Genomic DNA, 19,323 nt, shown 5'->3' on the forward strand with positions numbered 1-19,323 from the left:
GCTCAGGCGGCGCCGGCCCGCGCGGCCGGTTCGGCGGCGAGCAGGCGTTCGATGGCCGCCGGATCCGACGGGCGGCCGAACAGGAAGCCCTGTCCGTAGTCGCAGCCGAGACTCTGCAGGGTGGCCCACTGGTCGTCGGTCTCGATGCCCTCGGCCACCGTGCTCAGCTGCAACGCCTGCCCCAGGCTGACCACGGCGTCGACCAGGGCTTTGTCCTCGGGGTCGGTGGCGACCTGGCTGACGAAGGCCCGGTCGATCTTGAGGATGTCGACCGGGAGCCGCTTGAGGTAGTTGAGCGAGGAGTACCCCGTACCGAAATCGTCGATGGCCAGCCGGACGCCGAGCCGCCGCAGAGCCTGCAAGGTCTCCGAGGCAGTGTCGATGTCCTGCAGGAGCATCGACTCGGTGAGCTCCAGGGTGAGGCAGGCGGGGTCGATGCCGGAGTCGGCGATGGCCGCGCGGACGTCGTCGACCAGGCCCGCGTACTGGAACTGGCGGGCCGACAGGTTGACGTTCATCCGCAGGCCGGGGCGGCCCCAGCCGGCCAGTTGGTGGCAGGACTCGCGCAGCACCCACCGGCCCAGCGGGACGATCAGTCCGCTCTCCTCGGCGTTGTCGATGAAATGCTGCGGGCCGAGCAGGCCGTGCACGGGGTGCTGCCAGCGGACCAGCGCCTCGACACCGGTCAGCCGCTGCGTGGGCATGTCGACGACGGGCTGGTAGAGGACGAGGAACTGGTCGGTGGCCAGGGCCTGCTCCATCTCCTGGCGCAGCTGGGCCTCGTTGACCACGCTGGCGTACATGGCCTCGTCGAACAGGGCGTACGCGTTGCGGCTGTGCCGTTTGGCCGCGTACATGGCCAGGTCCGCGTTGCGCAGCAACTCGTCGCCGGTGAGCCCGTGACCGTCGGCCACGCCGATGCTGGCGGTGCAGCGCAGGTCGCGGCCGGCCACCGGCACCGGCTGGCGCAGCTCGTGCAGCAGCCGCTCGGCCAGCGCGCCGGCGTCCCGGCCGTCAAGGTCCTCGATGAGCACGGCGAACTCGTCGCCGCCGAGACGGGCCAGGGTGTCGCCGGGGCGGACGTTCTCGCGCAGCCGGGCCGCCAGCGTGGTCAGCAGCTCGTCGCCGGCGCTGTGCCCGAGGTTGTCGTTGACGTCCTTGAAGTCGTCCAGGTCGATGAGCAGGACCGTCACCTCGGCTTCCCGGCGCGAGGTGGCGTGCTGGAGGCGGTCGCGGAACAGCGCCCGGTTGGACAGGCCGGTCAGCGAGTCGGTGAACGCCTGCCGGCTCAGCTGCTCCTCGAGGGCCTTGCGGGCGCCGACGTCGCGCACGCTCAGCACGACGGCCTCCAGGTCGGGGTCGCGCAGGCAGTTCGTGCCGATGGCGTCCAGCACGGCCCACGACCCGTCGGCCCGGCGCAGCCGCGTCTCGATCTCGGCGGTCGCGCCCGGCGCCGAGGCCCGCAGCGCCGCCATCCAGCTGCGCAGCCGGGGGAGGTCGTCGGGGTGGACCAGGGCGGCCAGCAGCGTGCTGGTGACCTCCGGCGGCGCGTACCCGAGCACGGTCTGGAGCGACGGCGTGGCGTAGCGGACGGCACCGTCCGGCCCGATGGCGACGACCACCTCGGGCGAGTTCTGCAGCAGGGCGCCGGTACGCCGTTCGGCCGCCCGCCGCCGTTCGTCCAGCCGCCGGCGGTTGTGCGCGATGATCGTGCTGATCAGCACCACGCAGGCCATCACCGCCACCAGGCCGATGACCAGCACCGCGCTCGTGCCGGGATGGCCGCCGAGCAGCGCCAGGAAACCCGCCATGGCCAGGGTGCCCAGGCCGGCCACGACGGGCGCCGAGAAGAGCGCGGTGGCGAGAATGACGATCAACATGGCGTACGGCAGATAGAAGACGACGCCGTACGGGTCGAAGTAGGCCAGCGCGGCCAGGACGGGCAGCTCGACCACCCACCACAGGACCAGGGCCGAGCGTACGCGCGGGCGCCGCACCCACCGCCCCCACGGCATTCCCGCCAGGACTCCCTGGCCGACGCCCGCCACCACCAGCGGCAGCGCCCACCAGCGCCGGTCACCCTCCCAGACGTACATCACCTGGGCCGCGCCGAGAAGCGTGGCGAGCATGGCGATGACCGAGCCCACCCGGATCTGGCGCGCCCAGTAGTCGGCCCCGTGATCGTCGAGGTGCAGCGGCATGAGCATCCCATCGGCAGGCCGGGCCCGGGTATGAGCCGGTCAGCGGGGGACGGCGCGGAACCACTCCTCCCGGTCGGCCGGGTCGGGGCCGCGCCGGCGCAGCGCGGGCGGGTGGTCGCCGGCGACCGGCGCGTAATGGTCGAAGTGTGTGGTCAGGACGGCCTCGCCGCCCGTCAGGTCGGGCAGGGCGGCGACCACCTCGGGAACGCGGGACGACGGGAGGGTGCCGCTCACCTCCAGATATCCGCCGGCCGTGGTGGTGTCGTCGATGACCGCGCCGAGCCGGCCCAGCAGCGCCGCGACCGCGTCGAACGTCTCGTGGGGCAGGTTCACGTCGAAGCGCTCGATCGGCTGGCAGACCCGGGTGCCGGCCCGGCGCAGGGCCGCGGCCACCACGACCGGGGCCAGATTGCGGAAGTCGGCGGCCACGCTCGAGATCGACTTGTCGAACTTCTGATGCGGCCGGCTCTGCCGCGGCCAGTACTGCGAGGACGTCATGGTGACCACGCAGTCGGTGACCGGCCACCCGTGCCGGCCCTGGCGCAGGGCGGCGCGCACCCCCTCCTCGGTCGCCGCGACGAAAGCCGGCGGCAGGCGGCCCGGCTCGACGCCGGGGCGAACCTCGACGCCGTGCCCGGCCGGGGCCGCCTCGATACGCAGGCCGACGCCGGCCAGGTACGGGTTGCCGCGCTCCTTGATCCGGTCCTCGCCGTCGCCGGTGCCCGTCACGCGCTCGATGCAGGCGGTCAGCGTGCCCGAGAAGCGGGCCCGGACGCCGTACCGGTCCGCCAGCAGGGCGGCGATGACCTCCTTCTGAACCTCGCCGTGCAGGCGGATCACCGCCTGCGCCTCGTGCTCGTCGAGCCGCAGGTCGACCAGCGGGTCCTCGTCGGCGAGCTCGGCCAGACCGGCGAACAGGGCCAGCCGCTGGGCCGGATCCACCGCCTCGACCAGCGCCTGCCGGGTCGCCGGGGGAAAGCGGTAGAGGTGCCGGCGCGGCGGGTCGCCGACGTGCTGGCCGATCCGGGCCGGCAACCCCCGTACCGCCGCGATCTGCCCGGCCGACGCCGACGGCCGCACGTGCACGCCGCCGGGCTCGCTGACGGCGATCTGGGTGACCCGCCGCGGCCGGTCCCCGGCCAACTGCACCCGGTCCCGTACGCGCAACTGTCCCGACCACAACCGCAGCCAGGCCCGCCGGCCGTGGTCGTCGCGGTCGACGGCGAACACCGTGCCGGCCAGCGGGCCGTCGCCCTGAGCGCCGCGGGGGATCAGCTCGGCCAGCAAGCGCCGCAGCTGGGGGACGCCGGCCCCGGTGATGGCCGAGCCGCACGCCACCGGGAAGAGCCGGTTCCCGCGCACGGCCAGCCGGACCGCCCGGCGTACGTGCCGCACGCCGACCGGCTTGCCGGTGAGCCACCGAGCGGCCAGGGCGTCGTCGACGTCGGCGACCGCCTCCACGACGGGCTCGGCGCCGAGGTCGACGGCCCGCACCCGGGCGTCGCGGCCGCCGGTTCCGTCGACCGTGGTCAGCACGAGCGGGCGCGCCGCCAGCCGCTCCCGCAACTGGGTCACCACGCGTTCGACGTCGGCGCCGGTGCGGTCCACCTTGTTGAGGAAGAACATCGTCGGCACGCCGATGCGGCGCAGGGCCCGCCAGATGGCGACGGTCTGCGGTTGCACGCCCTCGACACTCGACACGACCAGGACGGCGGCGTCGAGCACGGCCAGCGACCGCTCGACCTCGGCGATGAAGTCGGGGTGGCCGGGCGTGTCGAGCAGGTTGACGGTGAGGTCGCCGAGCCGGATCGAGGTGACGGCGGACCGGATGGTGATGCCGCGCCGTCGCTCCAGCTCCATCGAGTCGGTGCGGGTGGTGCCGGCGTCGACACTGCCGGGCCGGTCGACCGCGCCCGCCTCGAAGAGCAGGCGCTCGGTCAGGCTGGTCTTGCCGGCGTCAACATGGGCGACGATCCCGAGGTTCACCAAGGCCAAAGCAGATCTCCACGGTAGGACGGGTCAGGGTCCGGAGCGTGGAAGCTGCTCGCATGGTCACTCCTGTTCGTGGTCGGGCCACCACCGTCGCACGACACTCATCCCCGCGCCACCGCTTTTCCCCGCGCCGCCGCTTTTCCCCGCGCCGCCGCTTTTCCCCGCGCCGCCGCTTTTCCCCGCGCCGGCGGCAGGGCGGCCCAGACCTCGGCCAGCAGACGTTCCGGAGTCTCGATCTGTGGCAGGTGACCGGTCCGGTCGAGCAGCACGAACGCGGCGCCGGGGATGGCCTGGGCCAGGGCGCGCCCGTAGTCGGGGCCGGCGATGCGGTCGGCCTCGCCCCAGATCACCCGGACCGGCGTGGTGACACCGGCCAGGCGCTCCCGCAGTGCCGGGTCGAACATCCGGCCGTTCCCGGAGTACACGGCCAGGGCGGCCCGGTTGCCGGCCATCGCCGCCTGCTGCTCCGGCGTGAACGCGGCCGGATCGATCCGGAACTTCGCCGGCTCGTGGTAACTGTGCTGGGCGATCTCGGCGAAGCTGAGCGCGAAGAAGTCGGCGATCGGCTGGCCGGGCACCTCGATCCCGACCGCGTCGATGAGGATCACCGCGGCGATCCGGGGACTGTTCAGCAGGGCCATCTCGGCCGCGATCCAGCCGCCGAGCGAGTTGCCGACGACGGTGACGCCGTCGAGGTCAAGATCGGTCAGGAGCTTGTCGTACGCGGCCGCGAGCTGCCCGGGCCGGGTCAGATCATCCGGGCGGGGCGTCCCGCCGAAGCCCGGATGCACCGGGGTGATCACCCGGGCCGGCTTCTCCGCCAGCAACTCGGCGAAGCCGGCCACTGTCTGCGGCCCGCCGCCGCCGTGCAGAAGCAGGAACGGGCGCCCGTCCCCGATCGAGGTGTAGCTGATCGTCTCCATACGATCGACATTAACTAAGCATGCTTATATAAGCAACCTGGTATGGTGGCCGCCATGGAACTGGCTGAGCTCGGGTTGTCCGTCAAGCGCCTGCAGGCGCGGCACCACCGCACCGCCGACGAGCGCCTGGCCCCGCTCGGCGTCACGCTCGTGCAGTGGGACGCGCTGCGCCACCTGCACGAGAACCCCGGGGCCTCGCTGCACGACCTGGCGCAGCTGACCTTCCAGACCGACCAGTCGTTCGGCGCCCTGGCCGCCCGCATGGTCGACCGTGGCCTGATCGAGCGGGTGCCCGGCCCCGGCCGCGCGGCCCGGCATCGGCTCACCGGCAAGGGCGACGAGCTCCGGGTCCAGGCCGGCGTGATCCTGGAGAGCGTCCTGGAGGAGTCCTTCGGTGTGCTGGACGCGGCGGAGCTGGCGACCTTCGGCGAGCTGATGGGAAAGCTCGTTCCCCGGCAGCGGTGACCGCGCACGGAAAAGCCCGGCGCCTGGTGGGCGCCGGGCTTTCGCCGAGCTGAGCCGGTGTGGAGGTCGCCTGAAGGCGAGTGGCGCGACGCGGCTCCGGCCGAACGGTATTCCGCGAAGGCTATGAGGTGAGGCCCTGGGACACTGGCCACACCGGCTCCCTGTGCAACCGGCCGGCGACCGCCGGTACTCCCGGGCGGGCGGTGACGCCGGTCACCGCCTCAGCGGTGGGACCGGAGCCAGGCGCGGATGTCGGTGACGACCTGGCGGTCCGGGTCGCCGAACTCGGGGACGAACTTCGGGGTGATGTTCATGGTGTGCGCCATGCCCGGGTAGACGATGATCTTGTGGTCCTTGTTGCCGGCCGCGGCCACCGCGGCGTCGGCCGTCCGGGCCACCCGGGCCGGGGTCTGCAGGTCGTTCTCGCCGTTGAGCAGCAGCGTCGGCCCGGTGAACCGGGGCAGGGCCTCGGTCACCGTCGGGAAGCGGGCGATGTCCTCGACGTAGTCCCGCAGCCCTTCCAGGCCCGGCACGTCCGGGTAGTTGTCGATGCCGGTGGCCTTACGCAGCACGGCGCCGGCCTCGGCGTCGATGGCGATCCGCCCGTCGCCGTTGGTGTCGGTGCTCGCCCGCACCTTACGGCCGTCGAGCAGGACCGGCCGGATCTGGGCGGCGACCTCGGTGGGCTGGCCGATCAGGCCGTCGGCCGCCTCGGTGGCGGTCAGGCTGCCGTCGGCGTCGACGTCGAACTCGTCGTGCAGCTGCAGCAACATCCGGCCGAACAGCTGCAGGGTCAGCAGTTCCTTGATGTCCTGCCCGACGACGCCCATCGCGATCACGCCGGCCGGCTTGGGAATGCCGTACGCCTTCGGGTCGGCGGCCAGGTTGGCGGCCACATTGGTGCCCTCGCTGTGCCCGAGCAGGAAGATCCGCGACGGGTCGACCTTCGGCGACGCGGCGCCGAAGCGGATCGCCGACGCGGCGTCCCGCTGGATCTGGGCGTACGGGTTCTTCGGGTTGAGCTGGGCCGGATCGGTGCTCTCGACCGGGCCGACCCCGGTCACGCCCCGCTTGTTGAACCGCAGCGTGGCGAAACCCTCCCGGGACGCGGCCTGGGCCAGCGGTACGAAGGTCGCGCCCTTGCCCTCCGGCAGCGTCTGGTTCATGTCGTTGTGCCCGCTGCCGTGCAGCATGACGACCAGCGGCAGCCGGCCGCGGGCGCCCCGCGGATAGGTGAGCTCGGCCTGGGTGACCCAGCCCTTACCGAAGTCGATGCGCACCTGCTCACGAACGATCCCGGCCCAGCCCACCGGCTGCGCGGCGGCGGCGAGGGCCGGGCCGGCGCCCGGCTCGGCGTGCGCGACTCCCACACTGCCGGCCAGAACGGCGGCGGCGGTCAGCGCAACCGCCAGCCGGCGGCGGTTCTTCGTCTTTGACGTAGCGGAAGTTGTCATAGCGGAAACGCTATTTTCCGCGGGCCCCGACATCGATCCGGCCAGCTACCCGATCTCGGGTACAGCAGGCTGTACCTCAGCCTTGAACCGCTCCGCAACCGTGGCAGCTACATGCGCCCGCGGCGCCGGGCCAACGGGATGCCTACCGCGAAAACGGCCACGCACGCCACCCCGATGCCGAGCATCAAAGGCGCATCCGGATCACCCGCGACAGCGTCCCTGATTCCCCAGCCCAACACGAGGATGCCGAGGATCGGCCCCGTTACGGCCAGCATCCGCATCGTTCGTTTGCTGTACGGCCCTGGGCCATCCCTCTCCATTGGACATCACCCCCTTCCACTCGCGATCATCGATTCCCGGTAGTCGCGCGCTGAAACTCGGCGCACGTCCCTCGCACCTCTGCGCGCCGGCGCCCAGCCACCGAGCCCTAAGCCTTGCGCGCGGTCTATCGGACGTAGTGCCGCAACCGCACCGCCTCCCCGCGCGGACCAGTCCAATCAGCAGTCGTCGTACGGGTGTACCGCCACCCCGTGCCCTCGTAGAACGCGACCGCGGCCGAGTCCGGCTTGTCCACGACGTTGAGGATGAGCCGGCCGCCGGCCCAGATGCTCACGTGGTCGAGCATGGCGCCGGCGACACCCAGGCGCCGGGCCGCGGGCGCCACGAACAACCGCGTGACCTCCCGGCCGTTCTGGACGGCCACGTGCCCGACGATGAGACCAGGCATGCTCTCGGCCACCCACGACTGGTCGAACTCTCCCCGGTCCAGCCAGGCTCTCGGATCCGAGGGCCACTTCGCCGGATAGCCGTTGGCCAGTCGCACCTGACGCAGAACGTCCACGCACCGGTCGAGGTCCTCCGGCCGCCGATCCCGGATGGTGAGGGGCCACACAGCTACATCAGTCACTCCAACATAATGGAGCAAACCAATCATGTGGAGGCCGGGCAACATGACCGATGGCGCTGATCCGCTCGCCGTGAAGCTGGGGCATCTGTTCAAGGCGAGCGACACTGACGGGGACGGATTCGTCGACTGGAGCGACTATGAGCGCCTGACCGGCCGCTACCTGAACGGATACGGCATCCCGGCGGAGGACCGCCGGGCGCACGCGCTGCGGGCCGCCTACCAGACGTACTGGTCGGAGCTGCTGCGGCACGTGAACGGCGTCGACCGGCTGTCCCAGGAGCAGTTCGTGGCCGCGAACCGCGCCGCGGGTGCCGACCGGAGCCAGTTCGCCATGGCCGAGGTGGTCCCGCAGGCGATCTTCGACGTGATGGACACCGACGCGGACGACGCCATCAGCAAGCCGGAGTACAAGGTGTTCCTGGAGGCGTGGGGGGTGTCGGACCTCGAGGCGCTGAACGTCTTCCTCGAGTTGGACACCGACGACGACGGCCGGATCAGCCGCGGCGAATTCATCGGCGCCATCCGGGATTTCTTCACGTCACCCGAGCTCGACTCCCCGGCCAGCCTCTTCTTCGGCCACATCGAACGCTAGATCGCCGAGCCTCGGCAACGGAGGTGACGCGACCACCGAGCAGGCCGATGGCGCCGCGGCCCGGCCGAACTGGCCGAGCGATGCTCCGTTCCCGAGCGCAGCGCCCGCGCGATGGCCGACCTGCTGGCCGACGCGGGCTTGCTGGTGCGCGACGGCGGCCGTCGCGCTGGTCACCGCCGAGACCGCCGCCGACCTGGCCCGCGGCTACGACTTCGGCCCGCGCCGGCGGCTGCTCGACGGGGGCGGCGGCTACGGCACGTTCGTCAAGCCGATCCTCACCACGTACCCCGATCTCAGCGCCACCCTGGTCGATCTGCCCGAGGTGGCGTCGGCGGCCGCCTCACCGCCGTGGGGCAGGACATCTTCGCCGCGCCGCTGCCCGGCGGGCATGACGCCGTCCTGGTCGCCAACGTGGGGCACCTGTTTCCGCCCGAGCGGATCGCCGAGCTGTTCCGCCGGGCACGCGCGGCTGTCGGCCCCGGCGGGCGCCTGCTGCTGGTCGACTGGTGGCGCACCGACATGGCACCGCACCCGTCGGCGCGGCGACCTGTACCAGGTGGACGAGGTCGCCGACTGGCTCAGCGCCACGGGTTGGCAGTTCGCCGGCCTGCGCGAGCTGCCACCGCCCTCCGGCCTCATCGTGGCCGCCCCGGCCTGACGTCGTGGTTCGACGCCGCCAAGCCGGCCCGCCGATGTGCGGCCTTGCCCGGTGACCCATCTATCGTGCTCGACATGGTGGATGCACGGGGACTGATCGAGCGCTTCAACGCCGCTTGGGAGCTCGGCGACCTGGCGGCGGTGTCAGCGCTGCTCGCCGACGACGTGATGTACTGCCCGAACGCCTGGGACGGGCCGGCCGGCGCCGTTCACGGCCGGGACGAAGTCAGCAAGGTGTTCGCTGAGCAGCTCGGTCCCGGCGAGGGGCCGGTCCTCGGGCCGGTCTGGGCGGCCGGGGATCGAGTGGTCTGCGAGTGGCGGTGGCCCCCGGCCGACGACGGCACGGTTCTGCGCGGGCTCGACGTCTATCGAGTGCGCGATGGCCGGATCGCCGCGAAGGACGTGTACGGCAAGATCACTGTGGGCCGGGCGACGTCCCGATAGGGCGGCTCAGGCCCGCCACGTCTCCGGTGCGGTCAGTGGCACGGGTTCGGGGCGCTGGGCGGTGGTGGTGAGGTCGACGCGACGGCCCCGCTCGGCGGAGTCGAGCAGGGATGTCATCGCGTCGAGGATGTGCAGGGCGAGGTCGCCGCCGGCTCGGGGCAAGCCGGTGGTGAGCATGTCGAGCAGGCCGATGCCTCGGGCCGCGCCGGCGTAACCGGCCGACGGGCTGAGCGTGCGCCAGTCGCCGGCGCCCAGCTCGAAGAGGCGGACCTCCCCGTCGAAGTGGTTGGGGTCGGGGACGGCCAGGGAGCCGGTCTCGCCGTGGACCTCGATGGGTGCGGCCGTGGTCCGGACCGCGTCGAAGCTCGTGGTGATGGTCGACAGGGCGCCGCCGGCGTGGTGCAGGACGCCGGTCACGTGGGTGTCGACCGCCACCTCGATCCGCTCGCCGGCGCGTGGGCCCGAGCCGATCACCCGGGTGTCGCGCAGCCGGGACGCGGCGCCGGTCACCGCCACGATCGGGCCGAGCAGGTGGACCAGGGCCGAGAGGTAGTAGGGGCCCATGTCGAGCAGCGGGCCGCCGCCGGGCCGGTAGTAGAAGTCGGGGTTCGGGTGCCAGCGCTCGTGGCCGGGCGTCGCCATCACGGCCACCGCCGACAGCGGGCGGCCGATCATCCCGGCGTCCACGGCGGCCCGCGCGGTCTGCACTCCCGTGCCGAGCACCGTGTCGGGGGCACAGCCCACCGCCACGCCGGCGGCGGCCGCACGGTCGAGCACCGAGCGGGCGGCCGGCAGATCGGCGGCGAGCGGCTTCTCGCCGTACACCTGCTTGCGGTGACCGATGGCACCCAGCGCGACCGAGGCGTGCGCGGCGGGCGTCGTGAGGTTGAGGACCGTGTCGACGTGCTCGTCCCGCAGCAGTTGCCCGACCTCCAGGGCCCGGCATCCGTCGAGGCCGTCGGCGACCGACGCGGCCCGCGCGGTGTCGAGGTCGGCGACCGCGGCGATCCGTACGGCCGGATGCCCGGCCAGTGTCGACAGGTACGCCCCGGAGATGTACCCGGTGCCTACGATGCCGACGCGGTGCGGGCGGCCCACAGCATTCCCCTCTCGACGATGGTGCGCACGTTCTCGTCCCGCAGCACGTCGGGGCTGTGGCCGGGCGTGCTGACCACGACCCGGCCGTCGCCCCACTGCCGGGTCCAGACGGCCGGGGAGACGATGGGCCGGCGCCACGGATGCCACGGCCGGACCGGATGGGTGGTGGTGGCGAGCACGTCGTTCAGGTCGTCGTGCAGCACCCAGTACTGCTCGGTGGTGAGCTCGAAGTCGCCGAGCCCGGCCGTGATCGGGTGTTCCCGGCCCAGCGCGGTGAGCTCGATGCGGTGGGGCAGGAAGTTGTCGGTCTCGTCGCCGTCGCGGGCGCCGGGCTCCTTGCCCGGATGGGTGGCGAACTGGCCGCCGACCAGTTGCAGGTAGTCGGACGAGGCCCGGAACGAGTCGGCGATGCCGCCGTGCCAGCCGGTGAACCCGGTGCCGGCCGCGACGGCCGCCCGTAGCCCGGCGACCTCGTCGCGTTCGATGGACGACATGGTGACGCACTGCACGATCAGGTCGGTCTCGGCCATCACCGGCGCGTCAGCGTAGACGGCCGTCGTGTCGCAGACCCGGACCTCGAAACCGCTGGACGCGAGGAACGGCAGGAAGAGCTCGGTGGCCGCGACCGGCTGGTGCCCTTCCCATCCGCCGCGAACCACCAAAGCTCTCATTCATCAACGACTATCAGATTCGGCGTAGTCGTGCATAGCCGCGGCGACCTCGTGCAGGAATCCGGTCGCGGCGGCCGCCTGTTCGGGAGTGAGCCGGGCGGCCGCCTCCTCGATCCGGTTCAGCAGCGGGGTCAGCGCGTCGAGGACTTCGGCGTACGCGTGGCCGGTCGCGACCACGGTCTGCCGGCGCCGGTCGGACGGGTGGGGGACCCGGCGCGCGTGCCCGGCCGCGTCCAGCCGGTCGACGACGGTGGTGGCCGAGGCCGAACGAATGCCGAGGCGCTGCCCGAGCTCGGTCGGCCCGAGCCCGTCGGGGCTGCTCAGCAGGTGGTCGAGGGCCACGGCGTCGGTGATGCCGACACCGAGCCGGCGGGCCAGGCTGTGTGACGCCTCACCGTTGGCCTGCAGAACCTCGCGGACCGCGCGGGCCAGCGCGCTGCGGAGCGGCTGTGGGGGCGTGGTCACGCCGACATCATACGGCTATCATGTAGCGAGAATTTCTAACTACTTGTATAACGAGAATCATGACAAGTGAGATAGACGCGCAGCCGGACCTGGCCTCGCGCGTGCAGCGGGAGGTCGACGACTTCCTGACGGCGCAGGCGACGATCCTGGCCGACGTCAGCGCCGACTGTGCCCCGATCGTGCGCTATCTCACCGGCTTCCTGAACGGCGGCAAGCGGCTGCGGGCCGCCTTCTGTTACTGGGCCTGGCGGGCCGCCGGCGGCGCCGACGGGCCGGGCATCGTCCGCGCGTCCGCGGCGCTCGAGTTCTTCCAGGCAGCGGCTCTGATCCACGACGACGTCATGGACGCCTCGGAGACCCGCCGGGGCGCCCCGGCCATCCACCGCCGGTTCGCCGCCCTGCATCACGAGCACGGCTGGCGCGGCGACGCCGGCCGCTTCGGCGAGTCGGCGGCCGTCCTCGCCGGCGACCTGTGCCTGGCCTGGAGCGACGAACTCTACACGGACAGCGGCCTGAACCCGCTCACGCTGGCCCGGGGACGCACGGTCTTCAACAGCATGCGTACGCAGGTGATGGGCGGCCAATATCTCGACCTGCTGGAGCAGGCGATCGCCGGCGGCCGGCGGGAGGGCGCCCTGGAACGGGCCCACCGGGTCGTGCGGTACAAGAGCGCGAAGTACACGGTCGAGCACCCGCTGCTGCTCGGCGCCCGGCTGGCCGGGGCCGGCGACGAGCTGCTGGGCCGCCTGTCCGCGTACGGCCTGCCCCTGGGCGAGGCGTTCCAGCTGCGCGACGACATCCTGGGCGTGTTCGGCGACCCGGCCCGCACCGGCAAGCCGGCCGGGGACGACCTGCGCGAGGGCAAGCGCACGGTCCTGATCGCGCTGGCCCTCGAGCGCGCCGGTGGGCCGCGCCGAGCCCAGGCCGACGCGCTCCTCGGCGCGCCCGCCCTCGACGACGCGGGCCTCGACACGCTGCGCGGGATCATCGTGGACACGGGCGCGCTCGGCGCCGTCGAGGGCATGATCGCCGATCGGCTGGAGCGGTCCCTGGCCGCCCTGGCCGCCGCGCCGATCGACGAGGCGAGCCGATCGGTGCTGACCGGCCTGGCCCGGGCGGCCACCGATCGGGTCTCCTGACCCCGGTCAGCCCTTGACGGCGCCGGTCAGGCCGCCGACGATGCGGCGTTCGAAGAGGCTGAAGAACACCAGGGCCGGAATCATCGACAGGGACGTGAAGGCGAGCACCTTCGCGGTGTCGACCGAGTACACCGAGGAGAACGCCTGCACGCCCAGCGGCAGGGTGAAGGTGTCCTGGTCGTTGAGGATGAACAGCGGCAGCAGGTAGCTGTTCCAGCTGCCGATGAAGGCCAGGATCCCGGTGGTGATCAGGCCCGGCACCGAGAGCGGGAGCACCATCCGCCAGAAGAACCCGAGCCGGCCGCACCGGTCGATGGCCGCGGCCTCCTCGATCTCCTGGGGTATCGCCCGCAGGAACGGGACCAGGATGATGATCGTGGTGGGCAGGCCGAAGGCGATCTGCGGGAGGATGACGCCGGGCAGGGTGTTCACCAGGCCCAGGTTCTTCACCAGGATGTACAGCGGCGTGATGGCCACGGTGGCCGGGAACATCAGGCCCGCCGCGAACAGGGCGTACATCGCACCCCGGCCGCGGAACCGGTAGCGGGCCAGGACGTAGCTGGCCATGACGCCCAGCGTGACCACGCCGACGGTGGTGACCACGGCCACGATGGTCGAGTTGCCGACCTGGCGCCAGAAGGTGTCGCTGGTCAGCACTCCGGTGTAGTTGCCGAGCTCCCAGGGGTCGGGCAGGCCCGCCGGGTCGACGGTGATCTGCGAGTTGGTGCGGAAGCCGCCGAGGATGATGTACACGACCGGGCCGAGCATGAGACCGATCAGCGCGAGCGCCGCGGCGTAGACGGCCAGGTTGCGGTTGCTCATGGCTACCGCCCTCCGGTGAGCGCGCCCTCGGTGTCGCGGCGCAGGACGAAACGCTGGTACACCAGCGCGATGACCATGGAGATGATGAAGAGCACGACCGCCACCGCGTTGCCGTAGCCGTAGTTGCCGGCGTTGCGGCCCTCGGTGACCATGTAGGTCGCCATCGTCGAGGTGCCGGCGGTGGAGGCCACGTACTGGCCCCAGATGATGTAGACGAGATCGAAGAGCTGCAGAGCGCCGATGATCGACAGGAACGCCCAGATCCGGATCGTCGGGCCGAGCAGGGGCAGCGTGATGTGCCGCTGGACCTGCCAGTAGGACGCGCCGTCGACGGCGGCCGCCTCGGCCAGCTCACCCGGGATGTTCTGCATGCCGGCCAGGAACAGGATCACCGCGAACCCGACGTACTTCCAGGTCAGGATCATCATCAGCGTCCAGATGGCCAGACCCGGGTTCGCCAGCCAGTCCGCGGCCAGCCCGCCCAGGCCGATCGACTTCAGGACGTCGTTCACCGCGCCGTTGGTCTGCAGCAGCAGCGCCCAGGCGGTGCCGACGATGACCTCGGCGATGACGTACGGGACGAAGATGAGCACCCGGATCGCCGACCGGCCGCGGATCCGCTGGTTGAGCAGCAGGGCGAGACCGAGGGCGATCGGGCCCTGCAGGACCAGCGACAGGACGACGATCTGCCCGTTGTGCCACAGCGCCTCGTGGAACGCGCTGTCCTGCAGGATGGTCCGGTAGTTGTCGAGGCCGACGAAGTCGGTGGGCCGCCCGAAGCCCTTCCAGCGGTAGAAGCCGTAGTAGGCGGCCATCAGGACCGGGAAGATCACGAAGCCGGTGAACATCAGGATCGCCGGGCCGGACAGGGCCACGATCTCCAGCCGCTGGGCCCAGCCGATACCGCGCCGGCGGGGCCGGACCGGCGGCGGCGCCTGCACGCCACCACCGGCCCGTACCTCGGTGACCGTCACGCTGCTCAGCCCTTCTTGGCCGCGTCGTTGACGGCCTGGATGATGCCGGCGACGTCGCCCTTGCCGGCGAGCAGGTTCACCACCCCGATGTTCAGGGCGTTGCCGACGTTCTGGCCGTACACCGTGTCGAGCCACTGCGACACGTACGGCGCCTTGTTGTAGGCCTCGAGGACCGCCTTGAGGTAGTCCTCGGTGACGGCGCCCTGAGCCTGCTTGCTGACCGGGATCGAGTTGAAGGCCTTGTAGTAGCCCTCCTGGACGTCCTTGGTGAGGATGTAGTTGAGGAAGTCGGCACACTCCTTCGGCGCCTTCGCCGAGCAGGAGTAGCCGTCCGCGCCGCCCATGATCGCGCTCGGGTCGCCCTGGCCGCCGGAGACCGCCGGGAACGGGAAGAAGCCGAGATCGGGCAGGGGCTTGGCGTCCTTGGTGAGGGAGGCGATGACCCCCGGGTCCCAGGAACCCATCAGTTCCATGCCGGCCTTGTGGTTGGCCACCAGGCCGGCCGAGCTGCCCGCGCCCTGCTGGGCCGAGGTGGTCAGGAAACCGTCGTTGAAGGGTTTGCTGGCGGCGAAGGTCTCGAGGTCCTTGCCGGCCTTCGTCCAGCAGGGGTCGCCGAAGTTCTTGTCCTTGGCCGCGGCGTCGAGCGAGGCCTGGCTGCAGGCGCGCAGGGCGAAGAAGTAGTACCAGTGCGCGGCCGGCCAGGCGTCCTTGCCGCCGAGCGCGATCGGCGTCCCGTTCGCCTTGAGCTTGCCGGCGACGGTGTTCAGCTCCTCCAGCGTGGTCGGCGGCGCGGTGATGCCGGCCTTCTGGAACAGGTCTTTGCTGTACCAGAAACCGCCGGGAAGAATGGACACCGGGATGGCGTACGACTTGCCCTCGACCTGCCCGGTCTTGAGCGCGGCGTCGCCCACGGCCTGCTTCGTCTCGGCGGTGATGTCGCCGGTGATGTCCTTGAGCTGGCCCGCCTCGACCATCGCGGCCATCTTCCCGCCGCCGCGCTGCAGGAAGATGTCCGGCGCGGAGCCGGAGTTCAGTGAGGTCTGCAGTTTGCCGTCCAGGTCCTCGTTCTGGACCGACTGGATCTTGATCTTGACGTTGGGGTGGGCGTTCTGGAAGTCGGCCACCGTCTTGTCCCAGAAGGCCTTACCGGGACCGGTCGTGGCGTTGTGCCAGAACTGCATCGTGACGTCGCCGCCCGAGTCCGAGCCGTCGTCGTCACCTCCGCAGGCGGCCAGGCCGGCGGCGCTCAGGGCGAGCACGGCCGCCACAGTGAGAATCCTTTTAGCTGCCAAGGCGATCACCTTTCATGTGTCGGGTTCGGTGCGGTACACAGCGCGGTCGAAGTCGGCGTACGCGCCCTCGGCGCCCAGGTCCTGGACCCAGAGCCCGACCATGGCGCCGGTGAATCCCCAGGCCTCGGGCTCGCCGGGCACGATGGTGGCGGCGTACTCGTCGGACAGCGTGGTGGCGTCGAAGCAGAGGCCGAGGTCGCGCCAGCCGTTCCCGGTGTCCGGGGCCGTCGTGTAGGCGAAGGTCAGGGCCGGCCCGTCCAGGCGCAGGCGCAGGCCCACCCGCCGCACGCCGTCGAGCGGGGCCGAAGCGCCCGGCACGACCGTCACGCGCCCGCTGTCGCAGCGGAGCACCCCGAGCACGGGCGTGCCGTCGTCCGTGGCGGTCAGGTGCAGGTAATACCAGTTGCGGGAGTTGTAGTACGCCGTGACACCGGCCAGCTGGCGGGTGTTGCCGGGCGCGAATTCGCCGATCGCCTCGAACGTGCACCGCTGGGCCGTCACCCGGCGGGCGACCAGGCTCGGCTGGTGCCGTCCCATCGGGGAGCGGCCGCCCCGGATCCGCAGGTGTGAGGGCCGGGCCGTCAGGTCGATCCAGTCGGCGGTGGCCGGGCGGCGCAGGGTCGACCAGTTGGGGCCGAGCGCCGGGGCGTCAAAGTGGTCGTCCTCGAACTGTTCGGAGGAGGGCGGCCGCGTGGTCGCCGCCGTGCCGGCGGGGGCCGGGGTCCGTTCGGCCGGCACGCCGTCGCGGACGCGGGGCCAAGCGCCGGCCGGCCATTCCACCTTCGTCAGGGCGGTCTCGCGGCCCAGGACGCAGCGGCCGTACGGCGTGTAGGGCCGCGCGACGAGGTGGGCCAGGTACCACTCGCCGGACGGGGTCTCCACGAGGCTGCCGTGGCCGGCTTTCTGCAGGGTCAGCTCCGGGCGCCCGGCCGAGGTCAGCAGGGGACCGGCCGGGTCCACCTCGTACTCGCCGAACAGCTGCCGGGACCGGGCGACGGTGACCTGGTGGGTCCAACTGGTGCCGCCCTCGGCGGTGACCAGGTAGTACCAGCCGTCCCGGCGGTAGACGAGGGGCGCCTCGGTCAGCCCGGCGCCGGTGCCGGTGAAAATCAGCCGGGCCGGTCCGGTCAGGCGGCGCTCGCGATGGTCGTACCGCTGGATCTCGATGCCGGCGAAGCGGTTGTGGCCGGGCCGCCAGTCGGCCCGCATGGAGAGCATCCAGGTGGTGCCGTCCTCGTCGTGGAACAGCGACGCGTCGAACCCCCGGCCGTGCAGGACGACCGGGTCGGACCACGGGCCGGTGATGCTGGGCGCGGTCACCAGATAGTTCTGCGGGTCCCAGTACCCGCCGGCGAACGTCGCCACGTCGGTGTAGAGCAGGTGGAACAGCCCATTGGCGTACGTCAGGTTGGGCGCCCAGATGCCGCACGAGTCCGCGGCGCCGGTGAGGTCGAGCAGCCGCCGCTCGGTCAGCACCCCGCCGAGCGGCTCCCAGTGGACGAGGTCGGCCGAGTGGTGCACCCGGACGCCCGGGTACCACTCGAACGTCGACGTGGCGATGTAGTAGTCGGAACCGACCCGGAGGATGGACGGGTCGGGGTGGAACCCGGGCAGCACCGGGTTCCGGATCACTTGGTGGTCCGCGCTGCCGCCACCGGAGGTGGCGGCAGCGGACTTGGCAATCGTCATGTCAGCTCAGCGCGAACCGCTGGTTGGCCTGACCGTTGCAGTCGTAGATCTGGACCTGCTGGCCGTTGCCGGTGCCCCACACGTCCAGGCAGCGTCCGGATTGGACGCCGGTGATGGTGCCGTTGGAGTTGACGTTCCACTGTTGGTTGGCCTGGCCGTTGCAGCTGTAGATCTGTACGGCCGAGCCGTTGCCGGAGCCGGCGGCGTCGAGGCAGCGGGATCCGTACACGGTCAGTTGTTTGCTCGAGGTGAGCGTCCAGGTCTGGTTGGCCTGGCCGTTGCAGTCGTAGAGCTGTACCCGGGTGCCGTTGTTCTGCGAGGAGCCCGGCACGTCGAGGCATCGGTTCGACTGCGCGCCGACGATCCGGTTGGACCCGGTGGGCGGGGGCGTCGTGGTGGGCGGAGTGGTGGGCGGCGTCGTGGTGGGCGGGGTCGTCGGCCCGGCCGAGTTGAGCGCGTTGAGCACCGAGGTGTACGCGGCCTTCTTGTTGCCGTTGCTGTCGAACAGCAGCGGGCTCTCGTTGGAGCGCCAGGAGTCGCTGTCGCGGACGCCCCAGACGGTGATGCCGATGCAGCGGGGGACGTTGAGGCAGGCCTGGGTGAGCCCGGCGTACTGCGACGTGGAGGAGTTGGTGACGTCGACCTCGGTCAGGGCCACGTCCACGCCCAGCGCCGCGAAGCTCGACAGGGTGGTCTGGAAGTTGCCCGGTAGCGAGCTGCCGCCGGTGAAGTGGGTCTGCAGGCCGACGCAGTCGATGGGCACGCCGCGGGACTTGAAGTCGCGGATCATGTTGTAGACGCCCTGCGTCTTGCCGTAGGACCAGTTCTCGATGTTGTAGTCGTTGTAGCAGAGCTTGACCGACGGGTCGGCGGTGCGGGCGGCGCGGAAGGCTGCCTCGATCCAGTCGTTGCCGGTGGCTTGCAGGTTGGACTGGCGGCGGCTGCCGTCCTCGTTGAAGGCCTCGTTGACGACGTCCCAGGCGGCGAGTTTGCCCTTGTAGTGGGCCATCACGCCGTTGATGTGGTCGATCATCGCCTGGCGCAGGCCGCTGCCGCTGAGCCCGCCCCACCAGCTGGGCTGCTGGGCGTGCCAGGCCAGGGTGTGGCCGCGGACCTTCAGGCCGCGCTGGGTGGCCCAGTTGTAGATCTGGTCGCCGGCGCTGAAGTTGAACTGGCCGCGCTGGGGCTCGGTCGCGTCCGGCTTCATCTCGTTCTCAGCCGTGATCATGTTGAACTCACGACCGGCGATGGTGGAGTAGGTCGAGTTGCTGAGGCGGCTCGCCGCGATGGCCGTGCCGAAGTACCGGCCGGACTGCGCGGCCGCGGCGCCCAGGGTGCTTTCCGCCGCGTTGGCGTTCGGCATCACCATCACCACGCCCGCGGCCGTGACGGCACCGACGGCGGCGCCGATGAGCAGCCGGATCCGGGGCGATCGGCGCCGGTGGGGGACTGGGGGACTGGCGGTCACAGTGGCTCCTTCCAGGAAACGAAGAACCTCGATGTCGGGTCATGCTGACATGGGAAACGCCGCGGAAACA

At 71.5% G+C, this 19,323-nt stretch carries 17 protein-coding genes and 1 pseudogene; 5 read left to right on the forward strand and 13 right to left on the reverse strand.

Going from position 1 to position 19,323, the window contains the following annotated elements:
- Positions 1 to 2 precede the first annotated feature (2 nt).
- From AB0C26_RS34615 to AB0C26_RS34625, 3 genes are all read right to left on the reverse strand, one after another.
- On the reverse strand, positions 3 to 2,201 hold the full coding sequence (locus AB0C26_RS34615; protein ID WP_360256258.1) for an EAL domain-containing protein: 2,199 nt from the start codon (positions 2,199 to 2,201) through the stop codon (positions 3 to 5).
- Between the two features lie 39 nt (positions 2,202 to 2,240).
- On the reverse strand, positions 2,241 to 4,187 hold the full coding sequence (locus tag AB0C26_RS34620; protein ID WP_360256260.1) for a translation factor GTPase family protein: 1,947 nt from the start codon (positions 4,185 to 4,187) through the stop codon (positions 2,241 to 2,243).
- Between the two features lie 107 nt (positions 4,188 to 4,294).
- A complete protein-coding gene (locus tag AB0C26_RS34625; protein ID WP_360256262.1) occupies positions 4,295 to 5,116 on the reverse strand; it encodes an alpha/beta hydrolase in 822 nt (273 codons plus the stop codon).
- Positions 5,117 to 5,170: 54 nt separating this feature from the next.
- Between AB0C26_RS34625 and AB0C26_RS34630 the strand changes: the two genes are divergently transcribed.
- On the forward strand, positions 5,171 to 5,581 hold the full coding sequence (locus AB0C26_RS34630; RefSeq protein WP_360256264.1) for a MarR family transcriptional regulator: 411 nt from the start codon (positions 5,171 to 5,173) through the stop codon (positions 5,579 to 5,581).
- A 221-nt stretch (positions 5,582 to 5,802) separates the two neighbouring features.
- On the opposite strand, the gene AB0C26_RS34635 is transcribed toward AB0C26_RS34630, so the two are convergent.
- Entirely contained in the window at positions 5,803 to 7,035 is a 1,233-nt protein-coding gene (locus AB0C26_RS34635) for an alpha/beta fold hydrolase (RefSeq protein ID WP_360256266.1), read from the reverse strand.
- Positions 7,036 to 7,480: 445 nt separating this feature from the next.
- Positions 7,481 to 7,942, reverse strand: a complete 462-nt coding sequence (locus tag AB0C26_RS34640; protein ID WP_360256268.1) for a GNAT family N-acetyltransferase — start codon at positions 7,940 to 7,942, stop codon at positions 7,481 to 7,483.
- A gap of 43 nt (positions 7,943 to 7,985) precedes the next feature.
- Here AB0C26_RS34640 and AB0C26_RS34645 point away from each other — a divergent pair, with 43 nt between their 5' ends.
- The 3 genes and pseudogenes from AB0C26_RS34645 to AB0C26_RS34655 all read left to right on the forward strand — a co-directional run bounded on the left by AB0C26_RS34645 (position 7,986) and on the right by AB0C26_RS34655 (position 9,635).
- On the forward strand, positions 7,986 to 8,534 hold the full coding sequence (locus AB0C26_RS34645; RefSeq protein WP_360256270.1) for an EF-hand domain-containing protein: 549 nt from the start codon (positions 7,986 to 7,988) through the stop codon (positions 8,532 to 8,534).
- A 193-nt stretch (positions 8,535 to 8,727) separates the two neighbouring features.
- A pseudogene (locus AB0C26_RS34650) lies at positions 8,728 to 8,862 on the forward strand (methyltransferase); the annotation flags it as partial.
- A 404-nt stretch (positions 8,863 to 9,266) separates the two neighbouring features.
- Complete coding sequence (locus AB0C26_RS34655) at positions 9,267 to 9,635, forward strand: nuclear transport factor 2 family protein (protein ID WP_360256273.1); 369 nt, start codon at positions 9,267 to 9,269, stop codon at positions 9,633 to 9,635.
- Positions 9,636 to 9,641: 6 nt separating this feature from the next.
- Here the strand turns inward: AB0C26_RS34655 and AB0C26_RS34660 are convergent, their stop codons facing one another.
- Genes AB0C26_RS34660 through AB0C26_RS34670 form a run of 3 tightly spaced genes read right to left on the reverse strand, consistent with a single transcriptional unit; the run spans position 9,642 to position 11,869 of the window.
- Positions 9,642 to 10,733 (reverse strand): Gfo/Idh/MocA family oxidoreductase, encoded by a 1,092-nt coding sequence (locus AB0C26_RS34660; protein WP_360256275.1) that lies wholly within the window; start codon positions 10,731 to 10,733, stop codon positions 9,642 to 9,644.
- The gene (locus AB0C26_RS34665; protein ID WP_360256277.1) at positions 10,703 to 11,404 is read right to left on the reverse strand and encodes a ThuA domain-containing protein; all 702 of its coding nucleotides are present in this window, start codon (positions 11,402 to 11,404) and stop codon (positions 10,703 to 10,705) included. The genes AB0C26_RS34660 and AB0C26_RS34665 overlap by 31 nt, the downstream gene beginning before the upstream one ends.
- A 3-nt stretch (positions 11,405 to 11,407) precedes the next feature.
- A complete protein-coding gene (locus AB0C26_RS34670) occupies positions 11,408 to 11,869 on the reverse strand; it encodes a MarR family transcriptional regulator (protein WP_360256279.1) in 462 nt (153 codons plus the stop codon).
- Between the two features lie 59 nt (positions 11,870 to 11,928).
- On the opposite strand from AB0C26_RS34670, the gene AB0C26_RS34675 reads away from it, so the two are divergent.
- Positions 11,929 to 13,008 carry a polyprenyl synthetase family protein gene (locus tag AB0C26_RS34675; protein ID WP_360256281.1) on the forward strand — a complete coding sequence of 360 codons (1,080 nt, stop codon included), beginning with the start codon at positions 11,929 to 11,931 and terminating at the stop codon, positions 13,006 to 13,008.
- Positions 13,009 to 13,014: 6 nt separating this feature from the next.
- Here AB0C26_RS34675 and AB0C26_RS34680 read toward each other — a convergent pair whose 3' ends face one another.
- From AB0C26_RS34680 to AB0C26_RS34700, 5 genes are read right to left on the reverse strand one after another with little or no spacing between them, the layout of a single operon-like run.
- Entirely contained in the window at positions 13,015 to 13,830 is an 816-nt protein-coding gene (locus AB0C26_RS34680) for a carbohydrate ABC transporter permease (RefSeq protein ID WP_360256283.1), read from the reverse strand.
- Positions 13,831 to 13,832: 2 nt separating this feature from the next.
- Positions 13,833 to 14,804, reverse strand: coding sequence for a sugar ABC transporter permease (locus AB0C26_RS34685; RefSeq protein ID WP_360256285.1), 972 nt, complete (start codon positions 14,802 to 14,804; stop codon positions 13,833 to 13,835).
- A 5-nt stretch (positions 14,805 to 14,809) separates the two neighbouring features.
- Positions 14,810 to 16,096, reverse strand: coding sequence for an extracellular solute-binding protein (locus AB0C26_RS34690; RefSeq protein WP_360256287.1), 1,287 nt, complete (start codon positions 16,094 to 16,096; stop codon positions 14,810 to 14,812).
- A 12-nt stretch (positions 16,097 to 16,108) separates the two neighbouring features.
- Positions 16,109 to 17,785 (reverse strand): glycoside hydrolase family 43 protein, encoded by a 1,677-nt coding sequence (locus tag AB0C26_RS34695; RefSeq protein WP_360256290.1) that lies wholly within the window; start codon positions 17,783 to 17,785, stop codon positions 16,109 to 16,111.
- A 1-nt stretch (position 17,786) separates the two neighbouring features.
- On the reverse strand, positions 17,787 to 19,253 hold the full coding sequence (locus AB0C26_RS34700; protein WP_360256293.1) for an endo-1,4-beta-xylanase: 1,467 nt from the start codon (positions 19,251 to 19,253) through the stop codon (positions 17,787 to 17,789).
- Between the last annotated feature and the right edge of the window lie 70 nt (positions 19,254 to 19,323).

The organism is Actinoplanes sp. NPDC048796, assembly GCF_040650035.1.
Classification (GTDB): domain Bacteria; phylum Actinomycetota; class Actinomycetes; order Mycobacteriales; family Micromonosporaceae; genus Actinoplanes.